Source organism: Pseudomonas sp. CAU 1711 (assembly GCF_039888625.1).
GTDB lineage: Bacteria > Pseudomonadota > Gammaproteobacteria > Pseudomonadales > Pseudomonadaceae > Aquipseudomonas.
Genome location: NZ_JBDQQT010000005.1, coordinates 16630 through 32385, shown reverse-complemented (window position 1 = coordinate 32385; position 15756 = coordinate 16630). Strand labels below are relative to the sequence as shown.

The 15756-nt window shown below is 69.9% G+C and carries 14 protein-coding genes and 1 tRNA gene; 2 read left to right on the top strand and 13 right to left on the bottom strand.

The genetic code is table 11. The annotated features are described in order from the left end of the window. Nucleotides 1-13: 13 nt before the first annotated feature. The 13 genes from AAFN46_RS06790 to AAFN46_RS06730 form a co-directional block, all read right to left on the bottom strand. Nucleotides 14-89 (bottom strand) — tRNA-Thr (locus AAFN46_RS06790). A gap of 71 nt (nt 90-160) precedes the next feature. Next, the gene (locus AAFN46_RS06785) at nt 161-1192 is read right to left on the bottom strand and encodes a diguanylate cyclase (RefSeq protein ID WP_347807932.1); all 1032 of its coding nucleotides are present in this window, start codon (nt 1190-1192) and stop codon (nt 161-163) included. 17 nt (nt 1193-1209) lie between these two features. Next, nucleotides 1210-2217, bottom strand: coding sequence for a chemotaxis response regulator protein-glutamate methylesterase (locus AAFN46_RS06780; protein WP_347807931.1), 1008 nt, complete (start codon nt 2215-2217; stop codon nt 1210-1212). Further along, a complete protein-coding gene (locus AAFN46_RS06775; protein WP_347807930.1) occupies nt 2214-4478 on the bottom strand; it encodes a hybrid sensor histidine kinase/response regulator in 2265 nt (754 codons plus the stop codon). The genes AAFN46_RS06780 and AAFN46_RS06775 overlap by 4 nt, the downstream gene beginning before the upstream one ends. Next, complete coding sequence (locus AAFN46_RS06770; RefSeq protein ID WP_347807929.1) at nt 4475-5128, bottom strand: chemotaxis protein CheW; 654 nt, start codon at nt 5126-5128, stop codon at nt 4475-4477. Before AAFN46_RS06770 ends, AAFN46_RS06775 begins: the two co-directional genes overlap by 4 nt. After that, nucleotides 5121-6359: a protein-glutamate O-methyltransferase CheR gene (locus tag AAFN46_RS06765; RefSeq protein ID WP_347807928.1), complete on the bottom strand. Its 1239-nt coding sequence runs from the start codon at nt 6357-6359 to the stop codon at nt 5121-5123. Before AAFN46_RS06765 ends, AAFN46_RS06770 begins: the two co-directional genes overlap by 8 nt. Further along, complete coding sequence (locus AAFN46_RS06760) at nt 6356-6835, bottom strand: chemotaxis protein CheW (protein WP_347807927.1); 480 nt, start codon at nt 6833-6835, stop codon at nt 6356-6358. Before AAFN46_RS06760 ends, AAFN46_RS06765 begins: the two co-directional genes overlap by 4 nt. Nucleotides 6836-6837: 2 nt before the next feature. Then, entirely contained in the window at nt 6838-8460 is a 1623-nt protein-coding gene (locus AAFN46_RS06755) for a methyl-accepting chemotaxis protein (protein WP_347807926.1), read from the bottom strand. 322 nt (nt 8461-8782) lie between these two features. Beyond that, a complete protein-coding gene (locus AAFN46_RS06750; RefSeq protein ID WP_347807925.1) occupies nt 8783-9988 on the bottom strand; it encodes a methyltransferase in 1206 nt (401 codons plus the stop codon). Between the two features lie 56 nt (nt 9989-10044). Further along, complete coding sequence (locus AAFN46_RS06745) at nt 10045-10734, bottom strand: ABC transporter permease (protein WP_347807924.1); 690 nt, start codon at nt 10732-10734, stop codon at nt 10045-10047. After that, a complete protein-coding gene (locus tag AAFN46_RS06740; RefSeq protein WP_347807923.1) occupies nt 10734-11426 on the bottom strand; it encodes an ABC transporter permease in 693 nt (230 codons plus the stop codon). The genes AAFN46_RS06745 and AAFN46_RS06740 overlap by 1 nt, the downstream gene beginning before the upstream one ends. Nucleotides 11427-11481: 55 nt before the next feature. Further along, on the bottom strand, nt 11482-12231 hold the full coding sequence (locus tag AAFN46_RS06735) for an ABC transporter substrate-binding protein (RefSeq protein WP_347807922.1): 750 nt from the start codon (nt 12229-12231) through the stop codon (nt 11482-11484). Nucleotides 12232-12247: 16 nt separating this feature from the next. Further along, the gene (locus tag AAFN46_RS06730) at nt 12248-13021 is read right to left on the bottom strand and encodes an ABC transporter ATP-binding protein (protein WP_347807921.1); all 774 of its coding nucleotides are present in this window, start codon (nt 13019-13021) and stop codon (nt 12248-12250) included. A 395-nt stretch (nt 13022-13416) separates the two neighbouring features. On the opposite strand from AAFN46_RS06730, the gene AAFN46_RS06725 reads away from it, so the two are divergent. Continuing rightward, nucleotides 13417-15252, top strand: coding sequence for an adenylate/guanylate cyclase domain-containing protein (locus tag AAFN46_RS06725; protein WP_347807920.1), 1836 nt, complete (start codon nt 13417-13419; stop codon nt 15250-15252). Next, nucleotides 15249-15743, top strand: coding sequence for an SH3 domain-containing protein (locus AAFN46_RS06720; protein ID WP_347807919.1), 495 nt, complete (start codon nt 15249-15251; stop codon nt 15741-15743). The genes AAFN46_RS06725 and AAFN46_RS06720 overlap by 4 nt, the downstream gene beginning before the upstream one ends. The last annotated feature ends 13 nt before the right edge of the window (nt 15744-15756 follow it).

The following is a 15756-nucleotide window of genomic DNA, read 5'->3' as shown; positions in this document are numbered from 1 at the left end:
TCTTTGATCTAGATGGTGCCGGCACCAGGAATCGAACCCGGGACCTACTGATTACAAGTCAGTTGCTCTACCAGCTGAGCTATACCGGCGAAGGGGCCGCCATTATAGCCATTGCTTCGACCCTGTAAACCGAGCCGCGCGATTCCGTTGTGCGCGCGGTTCAGCTTTCCGCCGAGCCGGGGCGGACCAGCATGCTGGTGCGGTTGCGGCCCTGGTTCTTCGAGCAGTACAGGCCCTGGTCGGCCAGTTGGATCAGCAGCTGGCAGGACTCGCTCTGCTTGGGCACCAGGGTGGCGCCGCCGACGCTGAGGGTGATGAAGGAGCCGCGAGTCGGGTAGTTGTGCGGGATATGGCGGATTTCCACGGCCTCGCGGATTTTCTCCGCCACCGCCTTGGCGCCGGCCGCCTCGGTGCCGGGCAGGACCACGACGAATTCGTCGCCGCCATAGCGTGCGGCCAGGTCGGCGGGGCGCGCGGCGTTGTCGCGTAGGATGCAGGCCAGCAGGCGCAACAGTTCGTCGCCCTCTAGGTGGCCGAGATCGTCGTTGTAGCCCTTGAAGTAGTCGATATCGATCAGCAGCAGGGAGATGGGCGTGCGCTCGCGCTGGGCGCGCAGCCATTCCATGCCCAGGTAGTCGTCGAAGTGGCGCCGGTTGGACAGGCCGGTGAGGCCGTCCGAGTTCATCATCCGCTGCAGCACCAGGTTGGTGTCGAGCAGGCGCTGCTGGCTCTCGCGCAGGGCGCGGTAGGCCTCGTCGCGCTGGATCAGGGTCTGGTAGGAGCGCGAGTGGTAGCGCACCCGGGCGATCAGCTCGATGGCGTCCGGCAGCTTGACCAGGTAGTCGTTGGCCCCGGCGGCGAAGGCGGCGCTCTTCACCTTGGGGTCCTCCTTGGTGGACAGCACGATGATCGGGATATCGCGGGTCGCCGGGTGCGCGCGGTAGTCGCTTACCAGGGTCAGGCCGTCGACGCCCGGCATCACCAGGTCCTGGAGTATCACCGTCGGCTTGATCTGGATCGCCTGTTCGATGGCCTGCTGCGGGTTGGCGCAGAAGTGGAAGTCGATGTTGTCCTGCTCGGCCAGATCGCGGCGCACCGCCTCGCCGACCATGGCCTGGTCGTCGACCAGCAGAACCATGACGGCGTTCTCGTCGACTGTCACCAGGGGGCTTTTCTCGTCCTTTTCGCTCATGCTGGCCTCGCCTGCACTCAGACCAATAGTTCCCGCAAACGTGACGCGATGGCGTCCAGCGGGCGGATTTCGCTGGCCGCGCCCAATGCCGCGGCCGCCTTGGGCATGCCGTAGACCGCACTGCTCTGCTGGTCCTGGGCGATGGTGGGAAAACCGCGCTCGCGCAACTGCTTGAGCCCGCGGGCGCCGTCGCTGCCCATGCCGGTCAGCAGCACGCCCACCGCGTCGCCACGCCAGTGGCGGGCCACGCTGTCGAAGAACACATCGATCGAGGGCTTATGTACAGCGTAGTCGTCGGGGCCGCTGTCGTAGCCGAGCAGGCCGTCGCGGCGCAGGCGCAGGTGCTGCTCGCTGCCGGCCAGCAGCACGGTACCGGCCTGCGGTGCCTCGCCGTCGCGGGCCACCCGCACCGGCACGCCGGACTCCTGGGTCAGCCAGTCGGCCATGCCGGCGGCGAACACGGCGTCGACGTGCTGCACCAGCACCAGCGCGGCCGGGAAGTTCGGGGTCAGGCCCTTGAGCAGCACGGCCAGGGCCGCCGGGCCGCCGGCCGAGGCGCCGACCGCGACCAGGCGCCGGTTCGCCGCGGGCGGCGGTGGGGGCGGTGGCGGGGGCGGCTCGGCATCGCGGCGGTCGAGCAGCAGGCCGAGGTTGTGGATCTTGCGCAGCAGCGGCGCCGCCGCCTGGGCCGGGTCGGCGCCGCCCAGCGCCGGGGTGTCGACCACGTCCAGGGCGCCGTGGCCCATGGCCTCGAACACCAGGCGCATATTGCGTTCGCTGTCGGTGGTGACCAGGAGGATGGCGCAGGGGCTCTGCGCCATGATCCGCCGGGTCGCCTCGACGCCATCCATGACCGGCATCAGCAGGTCCATCAGCAACAGGTCGGGCGTCTGTTCGGCGCAGCGCCGCAGCGCCTCGGCGCCATCGCCGGCGACCCACAGCAGTTGGTGTTCGGGGGCCTGCGCCAGGGCCCGGCGCAGCGCTTCCACCGCCAGCGGCATGTCGTTGACTATGGCGATTCTCACAGCGGCCCCCCGATCAGCTCGGCCACGGCCTCCAGCAGGGTCTCGTCGTGGAAGCTGGCCTTGGTCAGGTAGTAGTCGGCGCCGGCCTCCAGGCCGCGGCGGCGATCCTCCTCGCGGTCCTTGTAGGACACCACCATGACCGGCAGCGACTGCAGGCGATGGTCGCGGCGCAGCAGGGTGACCAGCTCGATGCCGTCCATGCGCGGCATGTCGATGTCGGTGATCAGCAGGTCGAAGTGCTCGGCGCGCAGGGCGTTCCAGCCGTCCATGCCGTCCACCGCCAGCGCCACCTCGTAACCCCGGCCGGCGAGCAGCTTGCGCTGCAGTTCGCGCACGGTCAGCGAGTCGTCCACCACCAGCACCCGCTTGCGCGTCGCGCTGGCATCGCCGCTGCGGGCGATGCGCTCCAGGCGGCCGCTGCCGAGCAGCTTGTCCAGCGAGTGCTGCAGGTCTTCGAGGTCGAGAATCAGCACCGGCGTGCCGTCGTCCAGCAGGGCGCCGGCACTGACGCTCTGCACCTTGCCCAGGCGCGGGTCGAGCGGCATGACCACCAGGCTGTGCTCGCCGAGGATGCGCTCCACGGCGATGCCGTAGAGGGTCTCGCGGGCGCTGACCAGCACCAGCGGGATGCGCTCCTCCGCGCTGTCGCCGGCGGGGCGCTGGAGCAACTGGCTGGCGGCCACCAGGCCGACCGGACGTTCGTCCAGGGTGAAGTGCTGGCGCCCCTCCAGCTGGACTATGGCCTGCGGTTCCAGGCGCAGGGTGCGCTCGATGTGGGCGAGGGGGAAGGCGTAGGCCTCGCCGCCGATCTGCACCACCAGGCTGCGCACCACCGAGAGGGTCAGCGGCACCTCGATGAGGAAGCGCGAGCCCCGCCCGCGCTGTTGCTGCAGTTCGACGCCGCCGCGCAGCTGGCGCAGGTCGTGCTGCACGGCGTCGAGGCCGACGCCGCGGCCGGACACGGCGGTGACCTGCTCGCGCAGGCTGAAGCCGGGCAGGAACAGGAAGCTCAGCAGCTCCTCCTCGCTCAGCCGCTCGGCGGTCTCGGCGCTGGCCAGGCCGCGCTGGAGCACCGCGGCGCGCAGGCGCTGTAGGTCGACTCCGGCGCCGTCGTCGCGCACTTCCAGCAGCAGCTGGCCGGCCTGCTGGTGCGCGCGAATGCCGATCAGGCCCTCGCTCGCCTTGCCCGCCGCGCGGCGTGCCTCGGGCGTCTCGATGCCGTGGTCGAGGGCGTTGCGCAGCAGGTGGCCGAGGGGCGCCTCCAGGCGCTCCAGCACGTCGCGGTCGACCTGGGTCTTGTCGCCTTCGATCTGCAGGCGCACCTGCTTGCCCAGGCTGCGGGCCAGGTCGCGGAGCATGCGTGCCTGGCCGCCGAGTATGTCCGCCAGCGGGCGCATGCGGCAGGCCAGGGCGTTGTCGTACAGGCGCCGGGCGCGCTGCCCGGCCTGCCAGGCGAACTCGTCCAGCTCGCCGCCGTGGCGTTCCAGCAGTTGCTGGCACTCGCCGAGCCGGCGGCGAATATCGCTCAGCGCCGCCGGGTCCGCCGTCGCGCCGCCGCGCAAGCCTTCCTCGAAGCTCTCCAGGGCGCGCCCGACCTGGGCCTGCAGGCGCCGGCCGCGCTGCAGCGAGGCGAGCAGAGGTTGCAGGCGCTGGGCCTCGACCAGGGCCTTGCTGGACAGGTCGAGCAGGTGGTCGAGGCGCTGGGCGGTGACCCGCAGCACGCGCTCGTCGCCGTCCTGAGCGACAGGGCGTGCGGGCTCGGGGGGTGGCTGGGCATGCTCGACGGGCACCGGTTCCGGTTTAGTCTCCGGCTCCGGCTCCGGCTCCGGCTCCGGCTCCGGCTCCGGTGCGGCGGCGCTCGGCGCCTGGGGCTCGTCCGTGGCGCGTCCTTGCAGGCGGGCGAGCATCCGTTCGACATCCGCCTCGCCGACGCTGGCCGGTGCGCTGGCGATGCGCAGCAGCAGGTCGCTGCCCTGCAGCAGCGCATCGATCTGCTGCGGGCCCAGGTGCAGGCGGCCTTCCTGGGCGGCCACCAGCAGCTCCTCCATCTGGTGCGCCACCAGCACCCCCTGTTCGACCCCGACTATGCGCGCCGCGCCCTTGAGCGAGTGGGCGGCGCGCATGCAGGCTTCCAGCTGCGCGGCCTGGGTCGGCTCCTGCTCCAGCTGCAGCAGGCCCTCGCCGAGCACCCGGGTCTGCGCCTCGGCTTCCTGGCGGAACAGCTCCAGCAACGAGGCATCGCGCATCTCGTCGGGCGTCATGCCAGGCTCCTCAGCAGGCTCTGCAGCAGTTGTTCCTCGTCCAGCAGGCGCAGGCTGCGGCCCTGCCACTGCAGCACGCCGCGGCTGCACTTGGCCGGGTCCAGGCGATTGTCGCGTTCGGCCGCGGTCAGTTGCTCCAGGGCGATGCGCTGGATGCCCTGCACCTCGTCCACCGGCACCAGCAGATGGCCGCCGGGCGCGTCCAGCACCAGCAGGCGCGCGGCGATCCTGGCGTGCGCCTCGGGCGCCGCCGGGGCGCAGGGCTCCAGGCCCAGCAGCTCGCTCAGCGACAGGCAGGCGACCAGGGCGCCGCGCACGTTGGCCACGCCGAGCAGGGCCCGCGTGCGCTGGTGCGGCAGGCTGTGGATGGGGGCCAGCGGCGCCACCTCCACCAGCACCCGGGTGGCCAGGGCCAGCCACTCCTCGCCGAGGCGAAACAGCAGCAGCGAACGGCTCGCCACGGCCTGCTCGGCTATCTCGACGCTCGCGTCGTCCTCGTCGTGCTGCAGGGCGTAGCGGTCCAGCAGGCGCAGGGCGGCGCTGGAGTAGACCGGGCAGTTGCGGCAGTGGATGTGCTCGGCGAGCAGCGGGCAGGACTGGTCGCCGCGCACGCCGATGCGGTTCCAGCAGTCGTCCAGGGGCTCAGCCATCGCCGTTCGCTCCACGGTTGGCGCGCTGCTGCAGGCGCTTGGCCCCGGCCAGGTCGCCGCGGGCGGCGAGCAGGGCGGCCAGCTGGCCGAGCGCCTCGCGGTGCTGCGGCTCCAGGTAGAGCGCCTTGCGGTAGAAGTCCTGGGCCTCGCTCGCCTTGCCGGCCGAATCGCTGATCAGGCCCAGCCAGTAGAACAGTTCCGCCGAGGGGGAGCCGCTGCGCAGCAGGCGCTCGCAGCGCTGGCGGGCCTCCTCCAGCCGGCCCTGGTCGGCCAGGCCGGCGATGGCGCTCAGCTCGTCGCCGGCAGCGCTCGCGGGTGGCGCGGCACAGGGCGCGGGACTGCTGCGCCGCGGGGGCGCAGGCGGGCGGCGGGCCTCCCGGCGCGGCGTCGGCGGAACGCTGGGCGGGGCGGGGCGCGGAGCGGGTGCTGGCTGCTCCTGCGGGTGCTGGAAGGCGAAGGCCTGGGCGATGCCCAGGCTCTGCATGCCCAGGCGCGAGAACAGGCTGGCCTCGGCGGGGCCGATGAACAGCACGCCGTCCAGGCGGGTCAGGCGCTTGAGCACTTCCAGCACCCGCTCCTGGGTCGCCTGGTCGAAATAGATCAGCAGGTTGCGGCAGAACAGCAGGTCGTAGGCCGGCTCCTCGGCGAGCAGGCCAGGCTCCAGCAGATTGCCGCACTGGAAACGCACCAGTTCGCGCACGGCCTCGTGCAGCAGGTAGCCGTCGTCCCTGGCCGCGAAGTGCCGCGCGCGGTAGGCCAGGTCCTCGCCGCGAAAGGAGTTCTTGCCGTACAGGCCGCGTTGCGCCCGCTCGATCACCCTGGGGCTGACGTCCAGCGCGTCGATGTGCAGCAGCGGTGCGGCGACGCCGGCGTCGAGCAGGGCCATGGCGATGGAGTAGGGCTCCTCGCCGGTGGCGCAGGGCAGGCTGAGGATGCGCAGCGGGCGGGCGCCGGCGAGCCTTTCCAGGCGTGGCCGGGCCAGGCGCACCAGGGCGGCGAAGGACTCGGGATAGCGGAAGAACCAGGTCTCCGGGACTATCACCGCGTCGATCAGCGCCACCTGCTCCTGCTTGGACTGCTGCAGCAACTGCCAGTAGCCGTCGTGGTCGGCGGCCACGCCGCAGGCCAGGCGCTGGGCCACGGCGCGGGCCACCACCGGCGCGCCGACCGAACCGACGTCCAGGCCGATGCGTGCCTTGAGGAAGTCGCAGAAACGCTGCTCGCCGTTCATGGCGCGGGCTCCGCCGGGAACAGCAGGGCGCGCACCGCATAGTCAAGCAGGTCGGCCACCCGCACCCGCTGCACCAGGCCGCGGGCGTCCTGGTAGACCGGGCCCAGGTAACGCGCCTCGGGGTTGTCCAGGCCATAGTCGCGGAAGTCCTGCGCGGCGCAGCGCAGGGTCTCACCGGCGTGCTCCAGGATCAGCCCGAGCAGTCGCGCCTCGCCCGCGTCCGCCACCCGGTAGTGCACCAGCGCCAGGCGCGTGCTGGTGCGCCGGGCGGCGGCCTGGTCGAGCAGCAGCTGGCTGAGGTCGAGCACCGGCAGCAGCTCGCCGCGGTGGGCGAGCAGGCCGGCGACCCAGGCCGGCGCCCGCGGCAGCGGCCGGAGCCGGCGCAGCGGCAGCACCTCGGCCACCTCGCGGGCCTCCAGCGCGTAGCGCTCGGCGCCGACGGCGAACAGCAGGAACAGGCTCTCGGCGCGGGCCATGATCACACCTGGAAGCGCGAGACCCCGGTGCGCAGCCCGCTGGCGACCTGGCTCAGCTCGTCGATGGCGCCGCTGGTCTGGCGCAGCGACTCGACGGTCTGCCCGGTGACCTCGGCCAGCTGCACCAGCGCCTGGCTGATCTGTTCGGCGCCGCTGGCCTGGGCCTGCATGCCCTCGTTGACCATGGACACCCGCGGCGCCAGGGCCTGGGTCTGCTGGATGATCTGCACCAGCTGGTCGCCCACCAGCTGTACCTCGGCCATGCCGCGGCGCACCTCCTCGGAGAACTTGTCCATGCCCATCACCCCGGCCGCCACCGCCGACTGGATCTCGCGCACCATCTGCTCGATGTCGTAGGTGGCCACGGCGGTCTGGTCGGCCAGGCGGCGCACCTCGTTGGCCACCACGGAGAAGCCGCGGCCGTACTCGCCGGCTTTCTCCGCCTCGATGGCGGCATTCAGCGAGAGCAGGTTGGTCTGGTCCGCCACCTTGACGATGGTGGTCACCACCTGGGTGATGTTACCGGCCTTCTCGTTGAGGCTGGCGAACTTGGCGTTGATCAGCTCGGCGGCGGCTATCACCTGGTGCATGGTGTCTTCCATGCGGGTCAGGCCGTGCTGCCCGGAGTCGGCCAGGCTGGCGGCCTGCTCGGCGGCGCTGGAGACTTCGCCCATGGTGCGCAGCAGGTCGCGCGAGGTGGCGGCAATCTCCCGCGAGGTGGCGCCTATCTCTGTGGTGGTGGCCGCCGTCTCGGTGGCGGTGGCCTGCTGCTCCTTGGAGGTGGCGGCGATCTCGGTGACCGAGGTGGTGACCGAAATCGCCGAACGTTGCGATTGCGCCACCAGGGCCGACAGGGCTTCGACCATGGCGTTGAGGCCGGTCTCCAGCACGCCGAACTCGTCGCGCCGGGCCAGGCTCAGGCGCGTGCTGAGGTTGCCGCCGCGCAGCCGTTCGAGGGCGGCCAGCACTTGTTGCAGCGGGCCGAGGATGGCGCGCATCAGCAGGTAGGCGCAGCCCAGGGCGGCCAGCACCGCCAGCAGCAGGGCCAGCAGCATGCTGTTCTCGGCGCGAGTGATGGCGGCCAGCATGCCGGCGGTCAGCGCGTCGGCATCGCCGTGGTTGAGCGCGACCAGATGGTCCAGCAGTTCCTGGCCGTGCTGCCAGTCCGGCAGCAGGCGCTCGTGCATGTGTCGGCGCGCCTGCTCGAGCTGGCCGGCCTCGTGGAGCGCCAGCAGCTGCGTCTGCAGTTCCTCGTATTCGTGGACATGCTCCTGCAGTTCGGCGAAGGCGGCGAGTTCCGCCTCGCCGCTGGCGATCTGCCGGTACTTGTCCAGCAGTTCCCGCAGGGCCTGGTCTTGCTGGCGCAGCTGCTGCAGCAGGGTCTTGCTCGTCTCGGTGGCCGGCGCGCTGGCCAGCAGCCGTTGCAGCAGCAGCAGGTTGCTGGCGATATTGCCGCGGATATCGTCTGTGTATTGCAGGCCCGGCAGGGCATTGGCCTGCAGCTCATGCTCGCGCTGTTCGATGTTGAGCAGGTGGACATAGGCCATGCCTGCCATCAGCAGCATGATGGCGATGAGCAGGGCGAAACTGGCGAGGATGCGTTGGCGAAGAGTCCAGTTTTTCATTCTTGCTCCTGCGGGCCTGCGTGTGCCGGTGGCCCGGTCCGTTCAGGTATAGCAGTTGGAGCGCGAGGGCGGCGGCGAGGCGGCTAGCGAGCGGTCTGGCTATCAGCAGCCTTGTGCTTATGCACAAAGGAGAGTCGGGGCGTCGGGGTGTCGCACGCATTTTGTGCTGTGCGCCAACAAACGGCATAACAAGCTGTTTTTTATAGGTTTTTATTTTTGATCAAGAAGTGTTCAGGCGGCGCGGGGGCAGGCGCGACCGGGGCTTCGGCGACTTCTGCAGAAACTGCGCACAGAGTTATCCACAGCTTCTGTGGATGAGCCTTCAGGGCCGTTCGGCGAGCAGCAGCAGGTTGCGGGGGGTCAGTCGATGGGCGCAGAAGCTGCCCAGGCGTACCCGGTAGCCCTGCTCTTCAAGGAACAGGGCGCGGTCCAGCAGCAGCCAGACCTCCAGCGGGCGGCGGAACAGGCCGCGCAGCAGCTCCAGGTTGCGCACCTGGGCCAGGCGCTGCCAGCCGGCCGCCTCCAGGCCGGGCCAGGCGATGGCACCGTGCAGCGCCACGCCCCGGAGTTCGGCCAGCTCGCGGCAGTAGCTGGGGAAGTCCTTGTCCAGCCAGGCGACCGGCAGCGAGGGCGTCGGCAGGTACTCATCCACGCCGCGCTGCTCGCGCTGCAGCAGATCGAAGGCCAGGCGCCGGGCCATGGACAGGTCGCGCTGGCGGCGCAGGCGCTGGCCGGCGGTGACCGTTTCGGCCAGCGGCAGGCGCAGATCGTCCTGGGACAGCTGCAGCGAGGAGCCCCTGGCGGGCGCCGAGAGGGGCTGGTAGTGCGTGGCGGCGATGCGGTTGTAGCAGCAGGGCGCCACCGCCAGTTGCCGGCAGCCGGCGGCGCTGGCCAGTTGCAGCAGGCGCACGTGCAGGTCGCCGCAGGCGTGCAGGGCCACCGGGCAGTGCTCGGCGTGCAGGCGCTGGCCGGCATCGGCGGCCAGCACGTCCTGCTGCAGATGCTCGGCCGGCAGGCGCAGGCGTTCGCTCAGGCGCTGGCCGGCCGCCACCAACTGGGCGTCGTACTCCAGGCAGGTCAGACGCTGGCCGCCTTGGGCCAGCAGGCGGCCGAGGTGGCCCTTGCCGGCGCACCAGTCCAGCCAGTGGCGCGGTTGCTCGCGGAACTGCAGGCGCTCGGCGAAGGCTTCGATCTGCTGCCACTTGCGTCCCGGCACGTCGACGCTGAGGCGCTCGGGCAGCGGGCCCAGCGCGTGCCCGGGCAGCTCGCCGAGGGCGGCGAGGGCGGCGGCCTGCTGCGCCAGTTGGGGAAAGGGCGCCGGGGCCGGCAGCCGCTCGGGGTGATTGTGCGCGGCCTCGGCCTGCTCCAGGCTGCGGCCGCGCAGCCAGGCAGCCAGCTCGGGGTGCTCGGCTTCCCAGGGCAGGGTCGGGCAGGTGAAGGGCTTGGGCCGCCACAGGCCCTGGTGGGCGACGAGGAAGTCGTCCAGGGCCTGGAAGCGTTCGCCCAGGGCGGGGCCGGTAAGGATCATGGCGAAAGAACTCCCTCACCCCGGCCCTCTCCCGAGGGGAGAGGGGGCACGGCGAATCAGCGACCCTGGCAGGCGTCGACCCGCAGGCGGCGCTCCAGTAGCTTGAAGGCGCGCACCAGCACGTAGGCGATCACCAGGTAGAACACCCCGGCGGCGAAGAATATCTCCACCGGCAGGTAGGTGCGGGCGATGATGGTGCGCGACATGCCGGTCAGCTCCAGCAGGGTCACGGTGCTGGCCAGGGCGCTGGCCTTGAGCATCAGGATCACTTCGTTGCTGTAGGCCGGCAGGCCGATGCGCGCGGCGCGCGGCAGGATGATGTAGATCATCGCCTGGGCGCGCGACATGCCCAGCGCGCGCGCCGCCTCGATCTCGCCGGGCGGCACTGCCTGGATGGCGCCGCGCAGGATCTCGGCGATATAGGCCGCGGTGTGCATGGTCATGGTGATGATGGTGCACCAGTAGGGGTCGCGCAGGTAGGGCCAGAGCGGGCCGTTGCGCACCGCGTCGAACTGCGCCAGGCCGTAATAGACCAGGAACAGCTGCACCAGCAGCGGGGTGCCGCGGAAGAAGAAGATGTAGCCGTAGGGCAGGGCGCGTACGTACCAGTGCCTGGAGGCGCGGGCGATGCCCATCGGCAGGGCGAGGATCAGCCCGGCGACCACGGCGATGGCCACCAGCTCCACGGTCAGCCAGGCGCCTTCGAGCAGCCTGGGCATGTACTTGATGATCACTTCCCAGTTCATCAGGCGCTCCTCACGAATCCGCGGCTGGCGCGCTTTTCCAGGAAATGCATGCCGGTCATGGCGATGATGGTCAGGCCCAGGTAGATGAAGGCGGCGACCATATAGAAGGTGAAGGGCTCCTTGCTGGCGGTCACGGCGATCTGCGAGCGGCGCATGATCTCTTCCAGGCCGATCACCGAGACCAGCGCGGTGTCCTTCATCAGGATCATGAACAGGTTGCCCAGGCCGGGTAGGGCGATGCGCCACATCTGCGGCAGGATCAGCGTCCACAGGATGCGCGGGCGCGACAGGCCGAGGGCCAGGCCGGCCTCGCGGTGACCCTTGGGAATGGCCAGGATGGCGCCGCGGAACACCTCGGTGGCGTAGGCGCCGAAGCACAGGCCGAGGGCGATGCTGCCGGCGGCGAAGGGGTTCAGCTCCAGGTGGCCGACGCCGAGGAACTCGCCCAGGGCGGCCAGGCCGTTGACGGTGCCGAAGTAGATCAGCAGTACCCAGAGCAGCTCGGGCACGCCGCGCACTATGGTGGAGTAGCTGCCGCCAAGCCATTGCAGCGGCTTGTACGGGGAAGTCTTGCCTAGCGCACCGAGCAGACCGAGCACCAGGCCGATGGCCAGGGCGGACAGGGCCAGCTGGATGGTCACCAGCGTGCCGGCGGCGAGGGCGGGGCCGAAGCCATGCAGGTCTAGGATCATCTGGAATTACTGCGGAGGGACGGCCGCCGCCCGCAGGCGGCGGCGGTCGGGCGCATCAGTAGATGCTGAACGGGAAGTACTTGTCGTTGATCTGCTTGTAGGTGCCGTCTTCGACTATGGCCTTCAGCGCGGCGTTCAGCTTCTCGCGCAGGGCGTCGCCCTTGCGCACTGCGATGGCGATCTGGTCGTTGTCGAACACCGGATCGCCCTTGAACTCGAAGTCCTTGCCGGCGTCGCTCTTGAGCCATTCCCAGTTGACGAATTTGTCGGCCAGCACGCCGTCCAGGCGGCCCGAGGAGAGATCGAGGTAGGCGTTTTCCTGGGTGTCGTACAGCTTGATCTCGACGGTGTCGGCCAGGTTGTCTTCCAGCCAGGTGCCGGCGATGGTGGCGCGCTGGGCGCCGATCACCTTGCCCTTGAGGCTGGCCTTGTCGGTCTTGAAGTCGCTGCTCTTCGGTGCGATGAACTGCAGCTTGTTGGTGTAGTAGGGCTCGGTGAAGTCCACCGCCTGCTTGCGCTCCTCGGTGATCGACATGGAGGCGATCAGGAAGTCGAACTTCTTGGCGTTCAGCGCCGGGATGATGCCGTCCCAGTCGGAGGTGACCACTTCGCACTCGGCGCCCATCTTGGCGCACAGGGCCTGGCCGATCTCCACGTCGAAACCGCCGACCTGGCCGCTGGCGTCGATCAGGTTGAAGGGCGGATAGGCGCCCTCGGTGCCGAGCTTGAGTTTGTCCGCGGCAACTGCCTGGGTGCCGAAGGCCAGAGTGGCGGCGGCCAGCAGGATCTTCTTATAGTTCTGCATGCGTGTTGCTCCGTTTTCAGTGATTGCTGGACATGAATTGTTTACAGCGAGCCGATTGCGGGTTGGTGAACACCTGCTCGGGCGTACCCTGTTCCTCCACCAGACCCTGGTGCAGGAACACCACCTCGCTGGACACCTGGCGAGCGAAGTTCATCTCGTGGGTGACCAGCAGCATGGTGCGACCCTCATCGGCCAGCGCGCGGATCACGTTAAGCACTTCCTGTACCATTTCCGGGTCGAGCGCCGAAGTCGGCTCGTCGAACAGTATCACCTTGGGCTGCATGGCCAGGGTACGGGCGATGGCCGCGCGCTGCTGCTGGCCGCCGGAAAGCTGGTTGGGGTAGGCGTGGCGCTTGTCGGCGATGCCGACCTTGGCCAGCAGTGCCTCGGCCACTTCGGTGGCCTCGGCACGGCTCTGGCCGAGCACGCGGCGCGGCGCCTCGATGATGTTGTCGAGCACGCTCATGTGCGGCCACAGGTTGAAATTCTGAAAGACGAAGCCGATCTCGCTGCGCATGCGGTTGATCTGCTTGCTGTCGGCGGCCACCAGGTCGCCGTTCTTCGCCGCCTTCAGCTTGAGCTCCTCGCCGGCGACCAGGATCTGGCCCTGGTGCGGGTTCTCCAGCAGATTGATGCAGCGCAGGAAGGTGGACTTGCCGGAACCGGAGGAGCCGAGGATGGAGATCACGTCGCCGTCGCGAGCGGTCAGCGAGATGCCCTTGAGGACCTCAAGGTCGCCATAACGTTTGTGCAGGTTGCGGATTTCCAGCGCGGGCGTTGCCTCGGCCATGGGGGGTCCTCTTGGTTTGCGGATGCGCTCCGGCTATTGACCGCCTTCCTAGCGTGCGGCTGAACCTAGCATAGCGTTCGCGGCAGCGCCAAGCCGCCAGCCGGCGCTGCGGGCCCTGCCTGCGGCGGGTTGTCGCATCGTTACAGTTGCGTGTCGCGCCCAAACAAAAAACGCCGGGAGCCATGTGCGGCGTCGCCCGCGACGCCCCGCAAGGGGCTCCGCCGGATGGTGGAGCCCAGCGGTCCGATGGGGCATCTGGCCTGGCGAGCCCCGGCCGGGGCGAAGGGCGCGCAGTGTACTGGAGCTCCTGGTGCGGATGAAGCGCGGCAAGGCCGGCTGCTCCCCGCTAGTCTGCTAGGGACGGCGCACCCGGGGGCGCCTCGGTAGGAGTGTCCATGGCGCAGCGCTCATCCAGATCCTTTCGCCGCAACCTGTGGCTGATCGCCGTGCTGGCGTTGGCGCTGCTGCCACTGCTGCAGCAATGGCCGCCGCTGCTGCGCTGGAGCAATGCCCAGGGCGACTGGCTGATCCGCCAGCGCGCCGCCCAGCAGACACCCGATCCGCGCATCCTGGTGGTCGATATCGACGACCTCAGCCTGCAGGCCCTGGCCGGCGAGGCCGGCAAGTGGCCCTGGCCGCGCTCCGTGCATGCCGAGTTGCTGGAGCATCTGCTGGCGCAGCGGGTCGAGGCGGTGGTGTTCGATGTGCTGTTCAGCGAGGCGGACCGTTTTCACCCCGATGCCGATGCCTATTTCGCCGAGGTGCTGGCCGGCAGCGACAGGGTCTACCTGGCCGCCCTGCAGCAGCAGGCGGTGGACCCGGCCAAGGCGCCGCTGCTTTCCGGCTACCCGCCGAGCGCCGGCCTGCTGCCGGGCGGCGACCCCCTGCAGCGTGGCGTGCTGCTGCTGCCCTGGGCCGTCGATCCGCGGCACTGGAAGACCGGCACCATCAACTTCACCCAGGACGCCGACGGCGTCGGTCGACGCTACGACATCCATCGACGCATCGGCGCCTGGCGCATGCCGTCGCTGCCGGCCCGCGTGGCGCGGGATCGCGGCGTGCGGCTGCCGGCCGCCGACAGCTTCCTGCTCGACTGGCGCAGCGCCGAGCGCGTGCCCTATCCGCGCATCCCCTTCGCCGAGGCATTGGCCCAGGCCCGCGGCGAGGCGGGGGCGCTGCCGGCCGACTACTTCGCCGGCAAGATAGTGGTGGTAGGCACCACCGCCGCCGGCCTCTACGACCTGCGGCGTACGCCGCTGGACGATCTCTACCCGGCGGTATTCATCCTCGCCACGGCCATCGACAACCTGCTCAACGGCCAGCAGCTGCGGACGTTGCCGGGCTGGGCCATGGCGTTGCTGGGTGGCGTCCTGCTGCTGGCCCTGCAGCTCTGCCTGCTGCGCGAGCGCCTGCTGCTGGCCAGCCTGTTCACCCTCGGCGCCAGCCTGGCGTTGTTGCTCGGCGCCTGGCTGGCGGTGCTGCAGGGCGTGCTGGTGGCGGTGCTGCCGAGCCAGTTGGCGCTGTGGCTGCTGCTGGCCCTGGCCCTGGCCCTGTTCTACCGGCGCCGGCGCCAGCAGCTGTCCGACACCATCAGCATGTTCAGTCGTTTCCTCGACCCGCAGGTGGTGGCGCAGCTGGTGGCGCGCGAGGACCCGCAGGCGCTGCTGGCCAGCCGCGAGTGCCAGCTGACGGTGCTGTTCTCCGATATCCGCAACTTCACCACCCTCTCCGAGCAGCGCAGCGCGGTGGAGATCATGCGGATACTGGAGAACTATTTCGCCGGCCAGGTCGACGTGCTGTTCAAGCATCGCGCCACCCTCGACAAGTTCATCGGCGACGCCATCATGGCCTTCTGGGGCGCGCCGCAGGACAACCCGGCGCAGGCGGTGGACGCGGTCAACGCGGCGCTGGAGATGATCGACAACCTCGAGCGCTACCGCCGCGATTTCGACCATCCGGACTTCGATATCGGCATCGGCCTGCACACCGGACCGGCGGTGGTCGGCATGGTCGGGACCAGCAAACGCTACGACTACACTGCAATTGGCGACACGGTGAACCTGGCCAGCCGCATCGAGGGGCTGACCAAGGGGCGTGCCCGCCTGTTGGTGTCGGCCGCGACCATGCAGGCCTGTGGCGATGCCTTCGACTTCGTGGCGCACGGCGACTTTCAGGTCAAGGGCCGCGTCGAGCCGGTGACTCTGTTCGAACCCAGGAGAAAACCATCATGAGGAATTCGCTTGCCATCGTCTTGTTGCTGATGGGCTGGCTGGTCGCGCCCGCCTACGCCGAGGTGCGTAGCGGAGTGACGGTGCAGGCCACCGCCCTGCGCGAGTCGCCTGCCAACGACGGCGCGCTGCTGCAGCAGCTGCCGGCTCAGAGCCGTTTGAACATTCTCAAGCGTCAGGGCGGCTGGTATCAGGTGCAGACCGGCGCCGGCCAACAGGGCTGGGTGGCGCTGCTGGCGGTGCGCTTCGACAAGGCCGCCGGGGCCAAGGGCGGCAGCATAGGCGCGCTGTTGCAGGGCAGTACCGCGGTGGAACCGGCCAGTGGCGTGGCCACCGGCGTGCGCGGCATCAGCGACGACCAGCTGGCGGGAGGCACCGGCGGCGGCAGCGTGGCCCTGCAGCAGCTGGACCGCTATGCCGCATCCACGGGCAATGCCCGTGCCTTCGCCCAGCAGGGTGGTCTGCGTAGCCAGACCATTGCCTACCCACAATGAGCGGGAGTCGAGT